Source organism: Streptomyces sp. NRRL S-118, assembly GCF_000716335.1.
In the GTDB taxonomy this organism is placed as follows: domain Bacteria; phylum Actinomycetota; class Actinomycetes; order Streptomycetales; family Streptomycetaceae; genus Streptomyces.
In genome coordinates, this window is record NZ_KL591003.1 from 236,644 (window position 1) to 256,093 (window position 19,450).

The 19,450-nt window shown below is 74.7% G+C and carries 11 protein-coding genes; 3 read left to right on the forward strand and 8 right to left on the reverse strand.

The genetic code is table 11. From position 1 onward, the window contains the following. Nucleotides 1-35: 35 nt before the first annotated feature. Together IH00_RS0107775 and IH00_RS0107780 are read right to left on the reverse strand one after the other, a co-directional pair. A complete protein-coding gene (locus tag IH00_RS0107775; protein ID WP_052411258.1) occupies nt 36-3,374 on the reverse strand; it encodes a non-ribosomal peptide synthetase in 3,339 nt (1,112 codons plus the stop codon). Nucleotides 3,375-3,466: 92 nt separating this feature from the next. Further along, nucleotides 3,467-5,329 (reverse strand): AfsR/SARP family transcriptional regulator, encoded by a 1,863-nt coding sequence (locus IH00_RS0107780; RefSeq protein WP_063835322.1) that lies wholly within the window; start codon nt 5,327-5,329, stop codon nt 3,467-3,469. Nucleotides 5,330-5,577: 248 nt separating this feature from the next. On the opposite strand from IH00_RS0107780, the gene IH00_RS0107785 reads away from it, so the two are divergent. Continuing rightward, nucleotides 5,578-5,775: a hypothetical protein gene (locus IH00_RS0107785; RefSeq protein ID WP_031071005.1), complete on the forward strand. Its 198-nt coding sequence runs from the start codon at nt 5,578-5,580 to the stop codon at nt 5,773-5,775. A gap of 75 nt (nt 5,776-5,850) precedes the next feature. On the opposite strand, the gene IH00_RS0107790 is transcribed toward IH00_RS0107785, so the two are convergent. The 5 genes from IH00_RS0107790 to IH00_RS42680 all read right to left on the reverse strand — a co-directional run bounded on the left by IH00_RS0107790 (nt 5,851) and on the right by IH00_RS42680 (nt 14,926). After that, nucleotides 5,851-8,871, reverse strand: a complete 3,021-nt coding sequence (locus IH00_RS0107790; RefSeq protein WP_052411259.1) for an AfsR/SARP family transcriptional regulator — start codon at nt 8,869-8,871, stop codon at nt 5,851-5,853. Nucleotides 8,872-9,048: 177 nt separating this feature from the next. Then, nucleotides 9,049-9,543, reverse strand: a complete 495-nt coding sequence (locus IH00_RS0107795; RefSeq protein WP_234334797.1) for a MarR family winged helix-turn-helix transcriptional regulator — start codon at nt 9,541-9,543, stop codon at nt 9,049-9,051. Between the two features lie 190 nt (nt 9,544-9,733). Next, entirely contained in the window at nt 9,734-10,249 is a 516-nt protein-coding gene (locus IH00_RS0107800) for an LppP/LprE family lipoprotein (RefSeq protein WP_052411260.1), read from the reverse strand. Between the two features lie 14 nt (nt 10,250-10,263). Further along, nucleotides 10,264-14,529, reverse strand: coding sequence for an nSTAND1 domain-containing NTPase (locus IH00_RS0107805; RefSeq protein ID WP_031071015.1), 4,266 nt, complete (start codon nt 14,527-14,529; stop codon nt 10,264-10,266). Nucleotides 14,530-14,548: 19 nt separating this feature from the next. Continuing rightward, the gene (locus IH00_RS42680) at nt 14,549-14,926 is read right to left on the reverse strand and encodes a CU044_2847 family protein (RefSeq protein WP_063835324.1); all 378 of its coding nucleotides are present in this window, start codon (nt 14,924-14,926) and stop codon (nt 14,549-14,551) included. 265 nt (nt 14,927-15,191) lie between these two features. Here IH00_RS42680 and IH00_RS0107815 point away from each other — a divergent pair, with 265 nt between their 5' ends. Both IH00_RS0107815 and IH00_RS0107820 read left to right on the forward strand, forming a co-directional pair. Next, nucleotides 15,192-16,388, forward strand: a complete 1,197-nt coding sequence (locus IH00_RS0107815; RefSeq protein WP_031071018.1) for a macrolide family glycosyltransferase — start codon at nt 15,192-15,194, stop codon at nt 16,386-16,388. Further along, nucleotides 16,385-18,016: a S15 peptidase family protein gene (locus IH00_RS0107820; RefSeq protein WP_158827741.1), complete on the forward strand. Its 1,632-nt coding sequence runs from the start codon at nt 16,385-16,387 to the stop codon at nt 18,014-18,016. The genes IH00_RS0107815 and IH00_RS0107820 overlap by 4 nt, the downstream gene beginning before the upstream one ends. A 69-nt stretch (nt 18,017-18,085) precedes the next feature. On the opposite strand, the gene IH00_RS0107825 is transcribed toward IH00_RS0107820, so the two are convergent. Then, nucleotides 18,086-18,982, reverse strand: coding sequence for a GDSL-type esterase/lipase family protein (locus tag IH00_RS0107825; protein WP_158827743.1), 897 nt, complete (start codon nt 18,980-18,982; stop codon nt 18,086-18,088). Between the last annotated feature and the right edge of the window lie 468 nt (nt 18,983-19,450).

Consider the following 19,450-nt stretch of genomic DNA (forward strand, 5'->3'; position numbering starts at 1 on the left):
CGGTGGTGCCGGTGCGTCGGTGCGGACCGGTGCCGTCAGCGCGGTCCGTCCCCGTCGTCGGCGCCGACCGTCCCGGCCGCCGCGCCCGCCGCGTCGGTCTCGTCGGTCTCGTCGGTCTCGTCGGGGGACAGCTCGCTGAGCGCCTCCGCGGCCGCCACCGCTCCGGCTCCGTGCTCCTCGTCGGCGGCGATCCTCGCCGCGAGTTCGGCGACGACCGGGGTGCGGAACACGGTCTTGACGGGCACGGGCACCCCCAGCAGCTCCTGGAGGAGGCCGGCCAGCCGGGTGCCGCTGAGCGAGTCACCGCCCAGCTTGAAGAAGTTGTCCGCGGGCCCCACGTGGTCGACCCCGAGGATGTCGCCCACGGCCGCGCAGAGCACCAGCTCCAGCGCGTCGCCCGGCTCCGCGTCCGCGTCCGCCGTCGCGGAGTCCTCGGCGGACTGCTGGGCGCCGGCGGTGGACGCCAGCAGCAGGCGGTCGACCTTGCCGTTGCGGGTGAGCGGCAGCTCGTCCAGCACGGTGATCGCGGAGGGGACCATGTACGTCGGCAGCTGTTCGGACAGCCGCGCCAGGATCTGCTCGCCCGAGCCGCCGGGTCCGGCGACGACGTAGGCGTGCAGCCGCCGGATGCCGTGGGCGCTGGCCGGGGCGACCACCACGGCGGACGCGACCTGCTCGTCCTGGCGCAGCGCGGCCTCGATCTCGCCGAGTTCGATGCGGTGGCCCTGGACCTTGACCTGGAAGTCGTCCCGGCCCAGGATCTCGATGCTGCCGTCGGCGAGGTAGCGGCCCAGGTCCCCGGTCAGGTAGGCCCGTTCACCGGTCTCCGGCAGGTGGATGAAGCGGCTGCGGGTGCGTTCGTCGTCCCCCCAGTAGCCGATCGCCAGGCCGACGTCGCTGGCCACGGCCATCTCGCCGACGACGCCGAGCGGGCGCTCGTGGGCGGTGCCGTCGACGATGTAGTAGCGCTGGTTGGTGATGGGCTTGCCGTAGGGGATGCTCGTCCACGCCGGGTCGACCTCGCCGATCGGCTGGAACAGCGACCAGCAGATGGTCTCCGTCGGACCGCCCGATCCGACGACCTGGATCCGGGGGCTCTGCGCGCGCAGCCGGTCCGGCAGCGTCAGCGGGATCCAGTCGCCCGAGAGCACCGACAGCCGCAGCGACTCCAGCGGCCGGCCATCGCCCCGCCGTTCGCGTACCTCCGCCTCGCCGACGAGCAGTTCCATCAGCACCGGCACGGAGTTCCACAGCGTGACGCCCTCCGCGGCGACCAGGTCGGCCCAGACGTCCGGTTCGGCGTGGGTGAAGGGCGGCGGGAGCACCACCGTGCCGCCCTGCGTCAGCACGCCGAACACGTCGTAGATCGAGGCGTCGAAGTGCAGCCCGGAGATGGCCAGGAGCCGGTCCGTGGCGCCGACCGCGAACCGCTTCGCGACGTCCTGGATCAGGTTGACCACTCCGATGTGGTCCACCATGACGCCCTTGGGCTCGCCCGTGGAGCCGGAGGTGAAGATGGTGTACGCCATGTCCGCGGGGGTCTGCGCGGTCGGGGGCCGGGTGGCGTCGCCCACCTCGAAGTCCTGGTCGACGCGGTAGCGCAGGGCGTTCGGCGGCCAGCCGATCCGCGTCTCCAGCGCGGACTGGGTGAGGATCTTGTCCACGCCCGCCTGGGCGAGCAGGCGGCGCAGCCGCTCCGGCGGCACCGAGGCGTCGAGCGGCAGGTAGGCCGCGCCGGACGCCAGGATGCCGTACACCGCCGCGTACTGCTCCCAGCCCTTCTCCATCACGACGGCGATCAGCTCACCGGGGCGTGCGCCGTGCTGCCGCAGCCGGTTCCCGATGCGCCAGGCGTAGGTGGCCAGTTCCGCGTAGGTGAGCCGGCGCGTGGCGTCGACGACGGCCTCGGCACCGGGCGTGCGCGCGGCCTGCTCGGCGAACAGGTCCTGCAGTGTCGTGTACGGGATCTGTCCCGCCGTGTCGTTGACCCGGCGGCGCAGCTCCCGCTCGGCGGGCGGGATCAGGTCGAAGCGCTCGGTGTGCAGGTTCCCCGGGTCGTCGAGGAGGCGCTGGAGCAGGGCGGTGTAGGCGCCGAACGCGGCCTCGGTGAAGCCTGGGGCGAAGGCGCCGTCGACGTAGTCCCAGATGACGCGCAGCTCGCCGCCGAGCTCGCGCAGCTGGACGTCCAGGGAGACCTGCGGGGTCTGCGAGATGGAGTAGACCTCGCGTCCCAGGTCGGTGACGGGCCGGCGGGCGGGGTAGTCGAGCAGGCTGGTGACGACCACGGGCATCCCGGCCTGGGCGCCGGCGCCGTGCAGCCGGGTCAGCTCGCGCAGTACCCGTACGCCGTTGAAGGCACCGTGCTCCATGTCCCGGTGCAGCTGGTCGCGCAGCGCGTGCGTCCGGTCCAGGAAGGTGGTGCCGGAGCCGTCCGCGGTGAGCAGGACGGCGTTGGTGAAGTCGCCCAGTACGCCGTCGATGTCCTCGTGCACCCGGGGCCGCTGGAACACCGGGTAGTTGAGGGTGAAGTCGGCCTCCTCCGCCCAGCAGCGCACCACCTCGGCGAACGCCGCGGTGAGCAGGACCGACGGGGTCACGTCCGCCTCCCGCGCCAGCCGCTGGAACCGCTGCCAGTCGGCGGGCGGGAGCCGGTGCTCGTGCCGCTCGAAGCGGACCTCTCCCTCCCGGCCGCCACCGGCGGGCAGCGAGGGGGCCGGCGGCAGCTGCGGCACCCGCTCCAGCCAGTACTCACGCGCCGCGCCGAAGGTGTCGGTGTGCGGCAGGGCGTCGGCGCGCCAGCGGGCGTACTCGGCGAAGGAGATGCCGGGTGCGGGCAGATCCGCCGACGGGTTCACGTACAGGTCGATCAGGTCGGGGAAGAGGACCTGGAAGGCGCTGGACGCGTCGAGCACCTGGAGGTCGATGCCCAGGTGGAGCCGGCCGGGGTGCCCCTCCCCCGGCAGCCGGACGATCCTCAGGTCGAACAGCGGCCAGCTGCCCACCGGGAACACCTGGTGGCTCATCTCCGTGCGCAGCTCGGCGAGCCGGCGTCCGGCGTCCGCCGGCTCGGCGTCCCGCAGGTCCACGACCGGTATGTCGTACGCCGGGGGCTCCGCCAGCACGTGCTGCGTGCCGTCGGACCGGCCGACCGCGCGCAGCATGTCGTGGCGGGCGACGACGCGGCGCCAGGCCGTCGCGAAGCGCTCCGGGTCCAGGTCGTCGCGCTCCCACTCGAAGTAGCCGTAGCAGCCGATGCTGCCCAGCTCGACGCCCTCGCCCCGGCCGATCATCAGCGCCTGCTGGGTCTCGGTCATGGGGAAGGGTGCGGCGCAGGCGGCGGCGCTGCCGGCGGGGCCGTGCAAGAGCTCGGTCATGGTCCAACTCCATTGGCAGTGACGTCAGTTCAACGGGCCGGGTGGTACGGGGGCATCGCGCCGCGGGGCAGGGCGAGGCTAGGGCGGGCCGGTTAGCCGCCGGTTACGCTCCGCGGGGTCCGTCCTGCCGGTTCGCCGCGCGCCCGCCAGTCCGGCAGGGAGAGGGCGAACAGCCGTACCAGCGGGTGGAACAGGTAGCAGGGCCGGCCGTACTCGTCGGCTCCGCTGACCTCCAGCAGGGCCGCGTCCGCCATGGCCTCCAGCAGCAGTTCGGCGTCCCCCTCGGGCAGCCCGAGCAGTGCCGCCGCGTCCACCGCGGGGAACGGCCGGGGGCCCAGCCCGGCGAGGGAGGGGAAGACGCGGCGGGCCTCCGGCCGCAGTCCCCGCCACGACGGCAGGAGCGCGCCGTGCACGTCCAGGTCGCCGGAGTGCAGTTCGCGCAGCCGGGTCGCGGGGTCGGCGAGCCGCCGGGCCAGCCGGTCCGGCGCGTAGTGCGGGCGTGCGGCGATGCGGGTGCCCACGATCCGCAGGGCCAGCGGAAGGCCGGCGCAGTGCTGCACGATGACGGCGGCCGCGCCGGGGGCGGCGGCCATCCGGTCCGGTCCCGCGGCGGCGGCCAGCAGTTCGAGCGCAGGCCCGTCCTCCAGCGGGTCCAGGGCCACGGTGTGCGCCCCGGCGACGGTGGGCAGCGCGGTGCGTCCGGTGACGAGCACCGCGGGCTCGGGGGTGTTGGGGAGCAGCGGGCCGAGCTGTGCGGCGCCCGCGGCGTTGTCCAGCAGGATGAGCAGCCTCCGGCCGCCGGTGCGCTCCCGGTAGAGGCGGACGAGTTCGTCGGTGTCGTCGGCGGTGTCCGCGCCGGGGGACAGTCCGAGGGCCCTCAGCAGGTGGAGGAGCACCTGGCCGGCGGGCCGCTCCGTGCCGTCCGGGGAGCGCAGATCGGCGTACAGCTGCCCGTCGGGGAAGTACCGCTTGCAGCGGTGGGCCGCGTGCACCGCCAGCGCGGTCTTGCCGACCCCGGCCATCCCGGTCACCAGGACGCGGCGCGGCCGGTCGGCGGTGGCGGCGTCCGGAACGAGCGCCCGGTGCAGCAGACCGAGCTCGCGCTCCCGGCCGGTGAAGTCGACGGTGTCCGGGGGCAGCGTCGCCGGGACACCGTGCGCCGCACCGCGGCCGTCCTGCACGTCAAGGCCGTCGTGTACGCCGGACGCGGCCTCGGCGGCCCGCTCCTGCGGCCGCGACGCCGCGTGCGCCGGTGGCCGCGTCCGCGGCAGGCGTACGAGCGAGCCGTCCAGCAGCGACCGGTAGGTGGCCTGCAGCTCCTCGCCCGGGTCCACGCCCAGCTCGTCGGCGAGCGCGGCTCGGCCGTGGTGGTACAGGTGGATCGCGTCGGCCTGGCGCCCGCTGCGGCACAGGGCGGTCATCAGCTGGCAGCGGATGCGCTCGCGCAGCGGGAACTCGGCCACCAGGCCGGTGAGCTCGGCGGTGATCTGCTCGTGCCGGCCGAGTGCCAGGTCGGCCGCGATCCGGTGCTCCAGGGTGGCGGCGCGGGCCTCCAGCAGACAGGGCACCTCGGTCTCCGCGAGGTGCTCGGTGGTGTTCGCCAGCGGCGGCCCGTTCCAGCGCGCCAGGGCGTCCCGCAGAAGATCGCCGGCCTTTTCGTGGTCCTGCGCGGACAGCGCTTCCCGCCCGGCGCGCGCCAGTTCCTCGAATTCGATCAAATCGACGGTGGAATTGCCTATGGCCATGGCATATCCGGGTGGCCTGCGGTCGATGAGTATGTCATCGCCAAGGATTTTCCGCAGGCGGGACACATAGGTGTAGAGCTGGGCGCTGACGGTCACCGGCGGCGCCCAGCCCCAGAGCAGGCGGCTCAGCCGGTCGTCGGAGACCACCTCGCCCCGGGCCAGCAGGAGTGCCGCGAGCACGGTGTGCAGCTTGGTTCCGGAGATCGGCACTCTGCGTCCGCGGTCACGCACCTCTACGGGCCCGAGCACTCGAAATTCCATGGCATCCCCGTTCGTGATTCGTGCGAAGAATCTACGAACGACGCTAGAGGGACCCGTTATTTCCTCGATATCGTGTCGGTTTCATGGGCGTCCCGGCGCGCGAAATCGGTGGGACAAGGGATCGAAAGGAGCCGTCCCTACTGTCCGTTCGTACCGCAGCAAGCGGCAATACGGTCCACCGATGAGGGGGAATCGCTATGCGCAGCACTCGGACGGCGAAGCGGGCGACGATGGCCGGACTGGCCGTGCTGGCCGGACTCATGACGGGCGCCGGCGCCGGGCTGGGCACCACTGCACACTCCGCCACGGTCACGAACGCGGACGACATGCCCTGGGGGGTCGTCAGGCCGGTCGAGATGCCGGGCTCGTCGGACGACGACATGCCGTGGGGATGACCCCGCCCCCTCCCGCACCCGGGCCACCCGTGCCTGCGGAACCCGCCGCCGCGACCGCCGTTCCCGGGTGGGCGGTCAGCCCGAGCCGTCCGCCAGCAGCAGGCGCAGACCCTCGGGCGTGAAGGATCGTTCCGTCCGGGTGCCGGTCACACCGCCGCCCGCCCCGGACGCACCGCCCACCGCGGTGATCAGCCTCATCACGCCGGCCCGCCAGGGCTGGGCCCCCACCTCCCCGAGCGCGGCGTGGGCCCGCTCGAACCTCTCGACCGCCGCCGCGTGGTCGCCACCGATCGCGTCGACGCATCCGAGGTCCGTCTCGACCCGCGCGTACAGGAAGCGGTCGGCGAGCTCCTCCGTGATCTCCAGGGCCTGCTTCAGCGTGCGTCCGGCCGCCGGGAGCAGGCCCTGGCTCCACTGCGTCTCGCCGAGCCCGCGCAGGGCGTGGGCCTCGCCGACCCGGTCCCCTTCCTTGCGGGACAGTTGCAGCACCTCGTGGAAGGACCCGGCGGCCTCGTCGAACTCCCCCGCGCGCAGCCGTACCTCGGCGAGCCGGTAGAGGCTCTGGGTCTCCGCGCGGACCGACCCGGCGCGCCGGCTCAGCTCCACCGCCTCCACGGCCAGCGGCAGCGCCCGCTCCACCTGCCCGCGGTCGAGCTCGATCTGGGCGAGGTAGCCCAGCAGATGGGCCTGGTTGCCGGTGTCGCCGGCCGCGGAGAACCCGTCCAGTGCCGCCCGGCAGTGCTCCAGCGCACGGCCCCAGTCGCCCTGGAAGCGGGCGCACATGGCCAGGTTCCGCTGGGCGAGCGCCGCACCGTGGACGTCGTCCGTCTCCCGCAGCAGCCGCAGGGCGGCCATGTTCCACCCCTCGGCCAGCTCGTAGCGCCGCTGGTAGATGGCGAGCGAGCCGAGCAGTCGCAGCATCGTGGCCTCGCCGGCCCGGTCGCCGGTGCGGCGGGCCGACGACAGCGACGCCTCGGCGCACCGCTGCCAGTCCTCCAGGTAGTTGCGGGTCTCGAAGTGGGGCACCGCGCTCTCGGTCAGGGCGCAGGCGTACCGGACCCGGCCCGTCTCGGCCGCGTGCACCACCACGTCGGTGACGGCGGCGCGCTCGGAGTCGAACCACTCCAGCGGTGCCGCCAGCAGCTCGTCCGCCGCGCCCCGGAGGAAGCCGGGCGCCGGTTCCGGGGGCCGGCCGACCGGGAAGTCCCGCCCGTCCAGGCGCCGGTGGGCCTCCTCGGCGAGCCAGAGCCAGGCCCCGAAGGCCCGCTCCAGCGCGGCGTCGCACTCCTCCTCCGTCTCGTCCGCCTCCGCGCGTTCGCGGGCGAACAGCTGGAGCAGGTCCTGGAAGCGGTAGCGGGCCGCCCGGCCGGGCACCGGGTCGACCGCCTCCAGCAGCTGGGCGTCGACGAGCTGGTCGAGCAGTTCCTCCGCGTGCCACAGGTCGGTGTCCACGGTGGCCGCGGCGACCCAGACCGCGAAGTCGGCGGTCCGCAGCAGGCCGAGCCTGCGGTACACGCGGGCGGCGTCCGGGGTGAGGTCGCGGTACGTCAGGCGGAAGCCCGCCCGCACCCCGCCCTCCTCCGGGCTCAGTTCGTCCAGCCTCCGCCGCTGGTCGCGCAGCCGCTCCACCAGTCCCCGCACGCTCAGACCGGGCTTGGCGGCCAGCCGGGCGCCGGCGATCCGCAGGGCGAGCGGCAGGCAGTCGCACAGGGCGCTCAGCTGCTCCAGGGCCACCGGGTCGCTGCCGAAGCGGTCGGCACCGGCGATCTTCGTGAGCAGGGTGGTGGCCTCGGACGGCGGCAGGACCCGCAACCGGATGCGCAGAGCCGTGTAGTCACCGGTGACGTCGTCGAGGGCCTCCCGGCCGGTGGCCAGGACGACGCTGCGGCCGCCGCCCGGTAACAAGGGTCTGAGCTGGGCGAACGACCGCACGTTGTCGAGGAGGATCAGCATTCTCCGGGTGCTCAGCAGACTGCGGAAGAGCGCTGCCCGCTCGTCGGGCTCCTCCGGGATCTGCGGGGCGGGCGTCCCGAGGGCGCGCAGGAAGCGGTCGAGCACGGCGGACGGGGAGACCGGCGGGTTCTCCTCGTCGTAGCCGCGCAGGTCGGCGAAGAGCTGGCCGTCGGGGAAGCGCTCGGCCGCCTGGCTCGCCCAGTGGACGGCCAGCGCGGTCTTGCCCACGCCGCCCACGCCGACGATCGTCGCCACGGCCGGGGCGTGCGGATGATACGGCTCCTTCAGCAGCCGGTCGAGGGAGGCCAGTTCCTGCTGCCGGCCGGTGAAGCGCCGTACGTCCGCGGGGAGTTGCGCTGGGACGGTCTGGACGGTGACCGATGCCGGCGCGGCCGTGGCGGGCGGCCGGGTCAGCTCCGGCGAGTCGTGCAGGATCAGGTCGTGCAACTGCTGGAGGGGCGGGCCGGGTTCGATGCCCAGCTCCTCGTTCAGCAGCCGGCGTCCCTGCCGGAAGACCTCCAGGGCCTCGGCTCGCTGCCCGGAGCGGTACAGCGCCAGCATCAGGTGCTCGCGCGACTGCTCCCGCAGCGGGTGCCGGGCGACCAGTTCGCCGAGCTCGCCGGTGAGCGCCCGGTGCCGCCCCAGCTCCAGCATCAGGCCGGCGCGCTCCTCGATCAGGTCGAGGCGGAGTTGTTCGAGCCGGGCCGCTTCCGCTTCGATCCGTTCCCCGGCGAGTTCGTCGAGGGCCGCGCCCCGCCACTTGCTGAGCGCCTCCTCCAGCAGGGTGCAGGCCTCCTCGGCCCGCCCGAGCCGGGCGGCGTCCCGGCCGCGTTCGGCCTGGTGCAGGAACTCCACGACGTCGATGCGGTGCTCGCCGCGGGCGAGGACGTAGCCGGGCGGGGAGGTGAGCAGCAGTTCGCTCTCCCCGGCCTCCTTGAACGTCTTGCGCAGGGTCGCCACGCAGATGGCGATCTGGTTGCGGGCGGTCGCCGGGGGCGATTCGGGCCACACCGCGTCGACGAGTGTGTCGACGGACACGATCCGGTCGGCCGAGAGGAGCAGCATCGCGAGAACGGTGGACTGCCGTCTTCCCTTGATGCGGAGCGGCACCCCGTCGGCCTGGACGAGCAGGGGGCCCAGCATTCTGAAAACCAACTGATTCAACGGTCCCCCCGGACTGCAACCTGAGTCAGGTCGGTAACGGTACAACAAGGAAGGAGTGCCGATCGGACGCCGACCGGCAGGCCACCGGGGCGGATTCGGGCCGTGTGCGGTCGCCGGTCCGGGAACGGCCGCCGGTGGCATGCGCGTTCGTCCGCCTCAGGACGGGGGGTGCGGAGCGATGGTGCACAACGCCCGCGACAGCTCGCGCAACGCCTCGGTGGTGCGGTGGAGTTCGTCCTCGCCGCCCAGCTCCCCGCAGAGCTGCCGGGCCAGTTCGGCGTGACCGGGACCCACCGCGCGCAGCGCAGCCTCCCCCGGCTCGGTGGCCGCCAGCAGCCTGGCCCGCCGGTGGGCGGGGTTGTCGCGGTAGACGGCGAGCCCCCGCGCCACCAGGAGGTCGGCGAGGCGCTGCACGCTCTGCCGGGTGGTGCCGAGCAGCCGGGCGACGCCGGACACGGACTGCGGGGCCGTCCCCACCGCGTCGAGGACCTGCCACTGGGCGGCGCTCAGCCCGGACGGCTGCGCCACGTCGTTGAGCAGGGCCATGAACCGGCCGTTCAGATGGAGCACGGCCAGGGCGGAGCGGCTGAGGGCGTCGACGGCGCTCGTAGCACCGCGGGCCTCCCCACCGGATGTCGCGACACGCACCACGGCCCCCTCCACCGGAAATCGACACACGGATCGCCCGCCCGTCCCCCGGGCTGCGTTTCTCGGCCATGCGTTGCTGCACCGTACAGGTGGCCGACACCACTGTCCATGATGTCGTCCATGAGCGGAATGAGCGGTACCGCCTACCGGGAGCGCGCGGTGGAAGCGGCCCCCGGGCCGGGGTGACCGCGGTTCACCGGTCGGCGTAGTTGGGGTTCTCCGGCAGCGGCGGCGAGAACACCACCTTGCCGTCCTTCCAGCGCGCGCGGTACGCGCGCTCGCCGCCCGAGTGGCAGCACTGCGGATCGGTCGGCAGGAACTGCGGGTACGAGAGGGTGACCGTCCTGCCGTCCTGGCTCGTGATGGCGGAGGAGCGGACCCCGGTCGCGTCGTTGCCGGCGTACTCGTTGCCGTGGAAGAAGAACACGGAGACGCAGTGGCCGTCGACGCTGCCGGTGCAGTGCGCGTGGATCGCGCGGAGGGGCCCGCGCAGGCTCTTCAGGGTGCCGGGGTCGGTGTCGGCCGTGAAGCCGAGGCGCTTGATGCGGAGCACCGCACGGTCCGCGTCGAAGGGTTCCGTCGCCTCGCCGGAGGGCTCCGCCGAAGGGTCCGCGGTGCCCCACAGGGAGACGGACGGGCTCGCGGCGGGCCGGGCCCCGTCCCGGGACGCCCCGCACGCCGTCGCCGTCAGCAGGCAGAGCACCGCCACGACAGCAGGGGTTCCTAAGGAGCGCCGCATGCCGTCACCCCCAGCAGATTCCGCTCCAGCATTCCGTAGCGCACCGTGATCAGATCCTCCCGTGAGATGTTGCGGGTGACGCGTGAGCACAGTCCGGCGGCCCAGGCGCCGGCGGACGTTTCCCTGCGCCGGAAGGTCGCCACCCTCCCCCAGGCGGTGGGCAGCGGCGTGCTCAGCAGCAGCCGCTCGCCGTCGGGGGACGGCACGACGGCCCGCACCCGAGCGGCGTCCGGTATGCGGATCCGGGCCGTGAGGCCGCCGGGCCCCCACCGCTCCACCGCGCCCGGTCGTACGCTGACGACCTCGCCGGTCCCGTTCAGGAAGGACGTCGTACGGGCGGAGTCGGCCGGGACGGCCGCCTCACGGCGTCCGCCGCCGGCCTCCCACACCTCCGCACCGCCGTCCTTGCCGGCCAGCAGCAGACGCCGGCCGTCCTCGCTGAACCGCACCGCGTCCCGGTCGGCCAGGGGTGCGCGGAAGCCCGGCACGAGCACGGTGAGCCGGCGCCGCTCGCGGAGGTCCCAGACCTCCACGCCGCGCAGGTCCGGAGTCGTCACGGCGATCCGCTCCGCTGCCGGGTCGACCGCGAGAGAGGTGGCGTACCGCCGCCGGTCGGCCTCCGCGTCCTCACGGAACAGCAGCACCCCGCCCACCTGCCGGCCGGTCGTGGTGTCCCACTGCGAGACGGCGCCTCCCGCCAGGGCGACGAGGCGGCCGCTCCGGGTGAACCCCAGTCCGGCGAGCCCGACGTCATGGGGCGGCGAGCCGGGGTACGCGTGGATGCGCACCCTCCGCAGCACCTGGAGCGACGGCAGGCGGTAGAGGGTCACCGACTCGTCCGCGATCTCCCGTACGGCCAGGGTCCGTTCGGCGGCGTCGAAGGCCACCCACGCGCGCGTCGGGTACCCGCCGGTGCCGGCGGCCGCGACGCGGCGCCCGGTCGCCGGGTCCCACACCGCGACGGCGCCGCCGACGCCCACCGTGACCAGGTGGCGGCCGGAAGGGGAGAAGTGCACGGCGTCCGCGTCGCTCCCGTCCAGCTCCGCGTCACCCCAGACGGACATCCCGGCGGCGTCGAGGGAACCGGGGGGCGGGGCGGTGACGAGCAGCACCTCCGCGCCGCGGGCGAACGCGATGCGGCGGCTCGCGGCGGCCAGGGAGTAGCGGGTGAATCGCCCCTTGGGGCCGTCCTCGGCCAGTGCGGTGAGCGGCTGTCCGGTCGCCGTGTCGTGCACGGTCACCGCGCCGTCGTCCCGGGTCAGCACGAGCCGGTCGGAGACACCGGCGAGCTCGCTCCGCGTGGTGCACGGCAGGCGGGAGAAGAGGCGGGGACCCGACCCGCCGGCGGAGACGTCGGACAGCCGCCACCTGCCGTCCGCGCACGCCGCCCTGACGGGGCGGGGCCCGGGGGCGAAGCCGGGCTCGTGGAAGCCCGGAGCGGCCGTGAGACGGCCGGTGCGCGTGTCCCAGGCCCCGCGGCTCAGCGGGTCGGAGGCCACGACGTGCGTGCCGTCCGCGGTGAAGGCGAAGCCGCTCGCCGGGCGCTCCTCGAGTGCCTCCAGGGACACGGGGCGGGCCGTGGGCCGGTCGAGGTCCCACACCTGCGCCGTGTCGTCCTGCGGGGGGTGCACCAGAAGACGGCGCCCCGTGCGGTCGAAGCGCAGTTCGTCCACCGCCCTCAGGGTGCTGGCGGTACTGGGCGCCGATCGCAGGGTCAGCACGGTCCTGCCGTCGCGCAGGTCACGGACCGTGACCCGGTTGCCGTCGCCGCCGAGAGCCAGCCGGGCACCGTCGGGACTGACCGCGACGGCCGACACACCGTCCATGCCGGCGATCAGCGAGGGCCCGCCGGCCGCTCCGGCACGCCACACCGACACCCGGCCGGCGACGGTCCGTACCGCGACGACCCGGCCGGAATCGTCCAGCGCCGTCTGCGCGACCTCCCCTCCGGCGGGCAGGACGGCGTCGAACGGGGCGTCGGCCAGGTACCGGGCGAAGAGGTTGTCGCGCGCCTGCTGGGTCGGCGCGGTGCGCCAGGCGGCGACGGACAGCAGGGCGGCCCTCTCCCGGTGGGTGTCCGCCTCCCGCTGCGCCTGGTGCACGAGCCCGGCCGAGAGCTCGGCCGCCTTGCTGTCGCGCACCGACTCCAGGCCGGCTCCGGCCAGGGTCCCCAGCACCGCCGCCACCGCCGTCCCCGCGGCGGCCCTGCGGGACCACCGGCGCCGGCGGCGCTCCAGGCCGGCGCGCACGTAGGCGCGTTCGCCGTCGGGGATGTCGTACGACCGGTCGAGCAGCCACTGCCGCGCCTGCCTGAGTTCGGAGCCGCGCATCAGCAGGGCGTGGTCGCGGCCGCTGTGTTCCCAGCGCGCGATCCGTTCGCGCAGGTGTTCCTGCCAGCTCCGGAAGCTCCGGTCCTGGTCGACCCAGGCGCGCAGGGTGGGCCAGTGCTCCAGCAGGGCCTCGTGGGCGAGCGCGACCGTCTCGGCGCCGTCCGGGGCGCGGTCCAGGTGCACCAGGCGGTGGAAGGCCAGCAGTTGGGCGGCCTGCCAGCAGGCGGCCGGCAGGTCCCGGCGGCGCGCGGTGCGTCCGGTGTCGACCGGGCGGTCGAGGCCACCGTCGCCGGGGCGGACGAGCTGGACGAGCAGCCGCCGCGCGTCGTCGCGCACATCGCCCAGCCGCTCCTTGACGATCCGTTCCGCATGCGTGGCCAGGGCGCCCGCGACGCCTCCGATGTCCTCGTAGGCGGCGTGGCCGAGGATGCCCCGGCGCTGGCGTTCCCACAGCAGGGAAAGGGCGAAGGCGAGGAGTGGCAGCGCGCCGGGGCTCCGGCCCGCGTCCGACACCAGGCGCTCGGGGAGCCTGTCCTCGAACCGTACGGCGCCGTGGAACGCCGCGACCGGGGACAGCACCACCTCGCGGAGCCGGTCCTCGCCCAGCCGGTCGACGAGCACGGGCGACGACTCGCACACCCGCTCGAGGACGGGGAAGCGCCGCATGGCCTTGAGGAAGTCCAGCCGCAGGCCGAAGACCAGCCGCACCAGCGGTCCGCCGTCGGCGGTGCGCCACCCCGTCATGGTCACCACCTGCTCGACGAGGGCGTCGGCAGCCTCCGGCGAGCAGCGGAACAGCACCTCGAACTGGTCGATGATCAGCAGCAGTTGGGCCGTACCGGCCCGGGTGAGCAGCGCCCTGACGGCAGGCCCGGCCGCTCCCTCCCGCAGCCGTCCGGCGAGCCGTTCGAGCCGTTCGAGCGGCTCGGGAGGCGCCCCCGGCCCGGCCGGCTCGCCCTGGTCGCCGTCGTCGCTCTGGTCGCCGTCGTCGCCCTGTTGGGCCGGCGCGTCGAGCAGCGGCAGCAGGGCGGAGGCGAGCATGTACTCCGCCGACACGGTGGGGTCGGGGACCAGTGAGGCGATGCTGTAGTCACCGCGCCTGCGCAGCGCGGGGACGAGACCGGCGTGGAGGAGCGAGGACTTGCCGACTCCGGACACGCCGATCACGGGGACGATCGAGGACGTCGTGACCGCCTCGGTCAGCGACATGATCTGCTCGGGCCGCCCGAAGTAGTGGGCGGCGTCCTGTTCCCGGTACGGCTCCAGCCCGCGGAACGGTGACGGGAGGGCGGCGTGGTGGCGCAGGACGGGGTGCGTCTCGAACAGGACCGCGGCGGTGATGGCGTAGGCCGCCCGCTGGAGGAACCGCCCGTCGGTGGCGACGACCATGCCCACCACGCCCTGGTGGCGGTCGTCCCACAGCGGAGTGCCGCTGAAGCCCTGCCGGATCTCGCAGGCGCTGGTGCTCTCGAACTGCAGCCAGCCCCGCCCGCGGTCGTCCACGATCGTGCCGAGCGACCAGACGCCCGCGTCGTCGCCGGCCGGGAAGCCGAAGGCCCGGAAGGGGTGGCCGCGCACCGACTCCACGTCCAGCAGCCGCACGGGGCCGGCGCCGGGCGGCGGATCCTCGTCGAGGGTGAGGAGCGCGATGTCACCGGAGTGGTCCTCCCCCACGGGTACGTGCGTGACGAGCCGGGCGGTCCGCCGCCGCACGGCCGGCCCGGTGAGGGGGAAGTCGAGATCGACGGTGAAGCCCGCCTCGAGCGGGCGGCCTTCGGGCTCCCCGGCGACGGCCGACACGACGTGCGCGCAGGTGAGCACGGTCCTCGGGCCGACGAGGAAACCGGCGCCCTGCGGTGCGGCCCACGCGCCGCGCGACCAGATGCGGGCGATCCCCGGGTTGGGCACGGAACCGGGCACCGGCGGGTACCTCGCGCCCTCAGCCCGTCGGGGCGCCGTTGCGCGCGGCGGCGACCCGGGCCACCGGCACGGCCTCCGGCTCCTGCCTGTCCCACTCCAGGGTGAGGGTGAGCGACCCCTCACCGGCGGTCTTGGCGAGGAAGACACCTGCCTCCGCCGACAGTTTCAGACCGAGTTCCAGGGTGATCCGGTCCGGCTGCCGCGGCAGGTCCGCCACCTTGCCGAGGACCGCGTGCGCCGCCTCCCGCACGCTCTCCAGTCCCCGCTCCAGCGTCTGCGTCGCCTCGGCCACCATCCCGCCGGGCCGGGCCACCCTCACCACCGCCTGCGGCCCGTCGTCGACTTCGACCAGCACGGATCCGCCGCTCTCCAGTGGCACCCTGAGCAATTCGGGCATGAGCCCCCCGTCCCGACACGCGACACGCTGCAATGCGCGGAACTCTAGCGGTGGCACGGGGCGCCCGTGGCCGGATCGCTCATTCGGCGTGCGGCCGGGCGGACAGCGGCCGTCCCGCGGCCCGCCCCGGACCCGCCCGCCCCGCACCGTCCCCCGTACGAGTGGCATCGCCGCGGGGACGTTCCCGGCGACCACGGGTGGGCCGTTGAGCGGGTGATCTGATCTTGCACGACGGCCGTGCCGTCTGCCGAGGACTGGAGCTGTGATGGGGATCGAGACGGGCGTCACGCCGGTGCGGGGAGCACACATCGCCGTGTTCAACGTGCCGATGGCCGGGCACGTGATGCCGACCCTGGGCGTGGTGCGGGAGTTGGCGCAGCGCGGGCACCGGGTGAGCTACGCGGTGACGCCCGGGTTCGAGAGCCAGGTGCGTGCCGTCGGCGCGGTGCCGGTGCTGTACGAGGCCCCGCCGCAGGGCGAGGCGCCGGAGGACATGGTCCAGGGCGTGACGCAGGCCCTGGGTGTCAGCCTGGGCGCACTGCCCCGGCTGGAGGCGGCGTTCTCCGGGGACCGGCCGGACGTGGTGCTGCACGACGTGTACGCGTGGACCGGCCCGCTGCTGGCGGCGCAGTGGGGGGTGCCGGCGGTGCAACTGGCTCCGACGCACATCCCGTACGAGGGGCTGGTGCAGGAGTTCTTCGGCCTGTCCGACATCTCCGCCATCCCGGGCTTCCCCCAACTCGCCGATGCCCTGGCCCACTTCGGCGTCCCCGGCGGGGTGCACACGCTGACGCTGGCGCCGCCCCGGTGCATCGCCTTCCTCACGAGGTCGTTCCAGCGACGGGCGGAGACGGTGAAGGCGGGGCAGGCCCACTGGGTGGGGCCGGTGATCGGGGACCGGTCCTTCCAGGGGTCGTGGCGTGCCCCGGCCGGTACCGGTCCGGTGGTGTACGTGTCGCTGGGCTCGCAGTTCAACCGTCGGCCGGAGTTCTACCGGGCCTGTGTGGAGGCCCTTGCGGGCCCGGGCCGGCATCTCGTGCTGAGTGTGGGCGAGCAGGTCGCCGAGGCGGGGCTCGGCCCGGTGCCGGAGGGGGTGGAGGTCCACGCGACCGTGCCGCAGCTGGACGTCCTGTCGGCGGCCTCCGTGTTCGTGACGCACGGGGGCATGGGCAGCGTGATGGAGGCTCTGTCCCTGGGCGTACCGATGGTGGTGGTGCCGCAGATGGCGGAGCAGCGGGTCAACGCCGGGCAGGTCGAGCGGCTCGGGCTGGGGGTGCACCTGCCGCGGGAGCGCGCCACCGCCGAGGCGTTGCGGCAGGCGGTGCTCGCGGTCGGGTCGGACGAGCGCATGGCCGCCGCGGTGGCACAGATGCGGCAGGAGGTGCGGGCTGCCGGGGGTGCGGAGGCCGCGGCGCAGGTGGTGGAGAAGGTGCTGGCCGATCGTCCGCCGGTGGCGTGTTGAGCCGCGGGGTGCCGGGGGCGGGCCGGCTGGGTGCGGTGGTCGCGGCCGCCGTGCTCGCCGGCCTGCCGGGTGCGGCCCCCGTCGCGGCCGCACCGGGCTCCCCCGCCGGACCGGTGGCGGGCGGTGCGACGCAGTCCGGCGCACCGCACGCGCGGGACGTCGTGGTGCGGAAGGCCACGGTGCGGGGTGCGGACGGGACGCGGCTGGCGGCGAGGGTGTACGAACCGGCCGGGCCGGGTCCGTACCCGCTGGTCGTGGTGCCCGGGCCGTGGATCTCCCTGCCGCTGGACCATGTGACGCGTACGGGGCACTACCGGGCGCTCGCCGCGGCGGGTTACGTCGTGGTGGCCTACGACCCCCGGGGGTTCCGCGGGTCCGGCGGCTCCGCGGATCTCGGCGGGCCCGCGGATACGGCGGACCTGTCCCGTGCCGTGGGCTGGGCCCTGGAGCACACCGCCGCCGACGCGCGCCGCATCGGTGCCCTCGGTGCCTCCTACGGTGCCGTGATCGCGTTGAACGGCGCCGCGCGCGACGAGCGGATCCGTGCCGTGGTGTCGCTCTCCGGGTGGGCCCGGCTGTCCGACGGCTTCCGTGTCAACGAAACCCGGGTGGCGGGCGTCCTGCGGTTCCAGGAACTCCTGGGGCGAGTGGACGGGCGGTACGGCCCGGACGTGGAGCGGGCGTTCGACCGGGCGGCGTCCGGGGAACTGGACGAGTCCACGCCCTGGGTGCGTGAGCGGTCACCGCTCACGCACGTGGAGCGCCTGAACCGCAACGGGACGGCGGTCCTCATGGTGGGCGAGTGGGACGATCCGCTCGTCCCCGCCGGACGGACCGGCGCTTTCCTCGACCGGCTGACCGGCCCCCGGCAGCTGCGCATGTACCGGGGCGGTCACACCGACAGCCACACCGCCGCCACGGGCGCGGTGGCCAGACCCCCGGTCTGGGAGCGGGCGGCGGACTGGCTGGACCGGCACGTGCGGGACCCCGGCGGGAGGGCCCCGGGGCAGCGCTGCGCACCGACGGTCGTGCTGCAGCCGCGGACGGGCGGACCCATGGAGGAGTACGCCGGCTGGAGCGCCCTGCAGGAGGCGGCCCGGCCGGTGCCCCTCGAGCCGGGGGCCGGGGGCGGGGCCCTGGTGGGCGGTCTCGCCTCGGCCGCCGAATCCGGCCCCTTCCCCGTCGCGGGCCCCCTGGACTCCGTCGGCGTACCCGCGGTGACGGCCTGGCCGCTGCTGGCTCCCCCGTTCGCGGTGGCCTCCCTCGGCGCGCCCCTGCCCAGGGCCGCCGCCCTGCGCGGTCACGCCCAGGTGGAAGGGGTGCTGGTGCCCGGCAGCGCCGACGGCACCGTGGTCGGTCACCTCTACGACGTCGGTCCGGCGGGGACGGCGCGGCTGCTGGCGCACGCCCCGTACACCTTCCGGGGACGGACCCCGGGCACCGCTCACCGGTTCACTCTGCTGCTGCCCGCCACCGCGTGGGACGTGCCCGCCGGGCACCGCCTGGGCGTGGTGTTCGACACGGTCGACCACCGCTATGCCGGTGAGCACCCGGTGGGCGCCCCCATCGAGGTGGTGCCGTCGTCGTTGCGGCTGACCGCCCCTCTGGCCGACGCCGGTCAGCGGTGAATCGGTCCCCCGTGCCGTCCGTCGCCCCTCGGGAACACCGGACGGCACGGGGGACGCATGCGGCGACGGTCAGGGGGCGGTCGGCGTCAGGGCCGAGGAGCTCGTTCCCTGCTCCTGCTCCGGTGCGGGGACGTAGCGGCGCATCAGCACCCGGCCCGTGCTCTGGGCGGGGATGAAGCAGGCGCCGGGCTCTCGGGTGACGTGGCGCGACGCGCGGTGCGGGTCCGTGAACGTCCCGTCCGCCGGTTCGCCGGGCGCCCCGGGCGTCCCGACCGGGACGAGTCCGGCCGCGGCCTTCACGGCGACCGCCGCACGCCGTTGGTACAGCAGGTAACCGTCGGCGTTGGGGTGGAACCCGTCGGCGCAGTAGAGCAGTTCGGGCCGTTGCCGGAAGGCGTCCGTGGTGAGGGACACCACCACGGCCCCGGCGGACAGCGCCGCTGCGGCCTGGCGGCGCGCCAGCAGCCGGGACCGCGCGCTCGCCAGCCGTCGCACCCCGCGGCGCAGCGCCGGGGCCGCCCCGATGTCCGCACACGAACCGACGACGACCTGCCATCCAGCGGTCCTCAACTGCCGTACGTAGCGGCCGAGGTGGGCTGCCGGGCCGCGCAGACCGGTCGGCAGCATCACGTCGTTGCCACCGACCAGGACAACCGCCACGCCCCGGTCCGGCCGCAGCACGACCTCACGGACCTGGCGGGCCATGCCCGCCGTGGTCACCCCGGCCCGGGCCGGCACCGCGAGCTCCACCGCACACCCCAGATGTGCCACCAGATCGTCGGCCAGCCGGGCCCCGTTCGTCTCGCCCCGCTCGCGGACCCCCACCGTCACCGCGGATGAATCGCCCAGGATCACCAACGGCAGGGCGGGGCCGTCCGGGGGCCCGTAACGGCCCGCGGGCGAGGGGACCCCTGTGCCGTCCCACAACCGGCCCCGCACCACCAGCGACGCGTAGGCACGCACCATGGAGCGCAGCATCCTGCGCCGAACCGACCTCCACCAATACCTGGTGACACGCACCACGAGACTCCGTTCACGAGAACACGCACCAACACCCCTGACCGGGGGGCCTCCTCACCCTTCGGGTGGGGGCAGAGCGACGGCGGGGCGCGACTGCCACGCCGGACATCCAGTGAACGATCAAGAACCGCCGCAGGCACGCGCCCCGCGCACATTCCGCACCCGCCGGAGGGCGGAGTGCCCGGTGAGTGCGGCCAGTTGGGGCGCGTACGGCCCCGCGCGCCGGACGCGTACGGCGCGGCGCGGCGGTCGGCAGCCGTCCTGCGCGGCCGTCCCTCCCCTGCCGACCCGGACGGCGGCCGGCGCCCCGCAGCAGTGGCGAGAGAACGGCCGCAGGTGCGAGGCCGGGCCGACGAGCGCGGCTCAGGCCGGCCCGGGCCACCGCTGGGCGGCTGGTTCGACGTGTGTCAACAT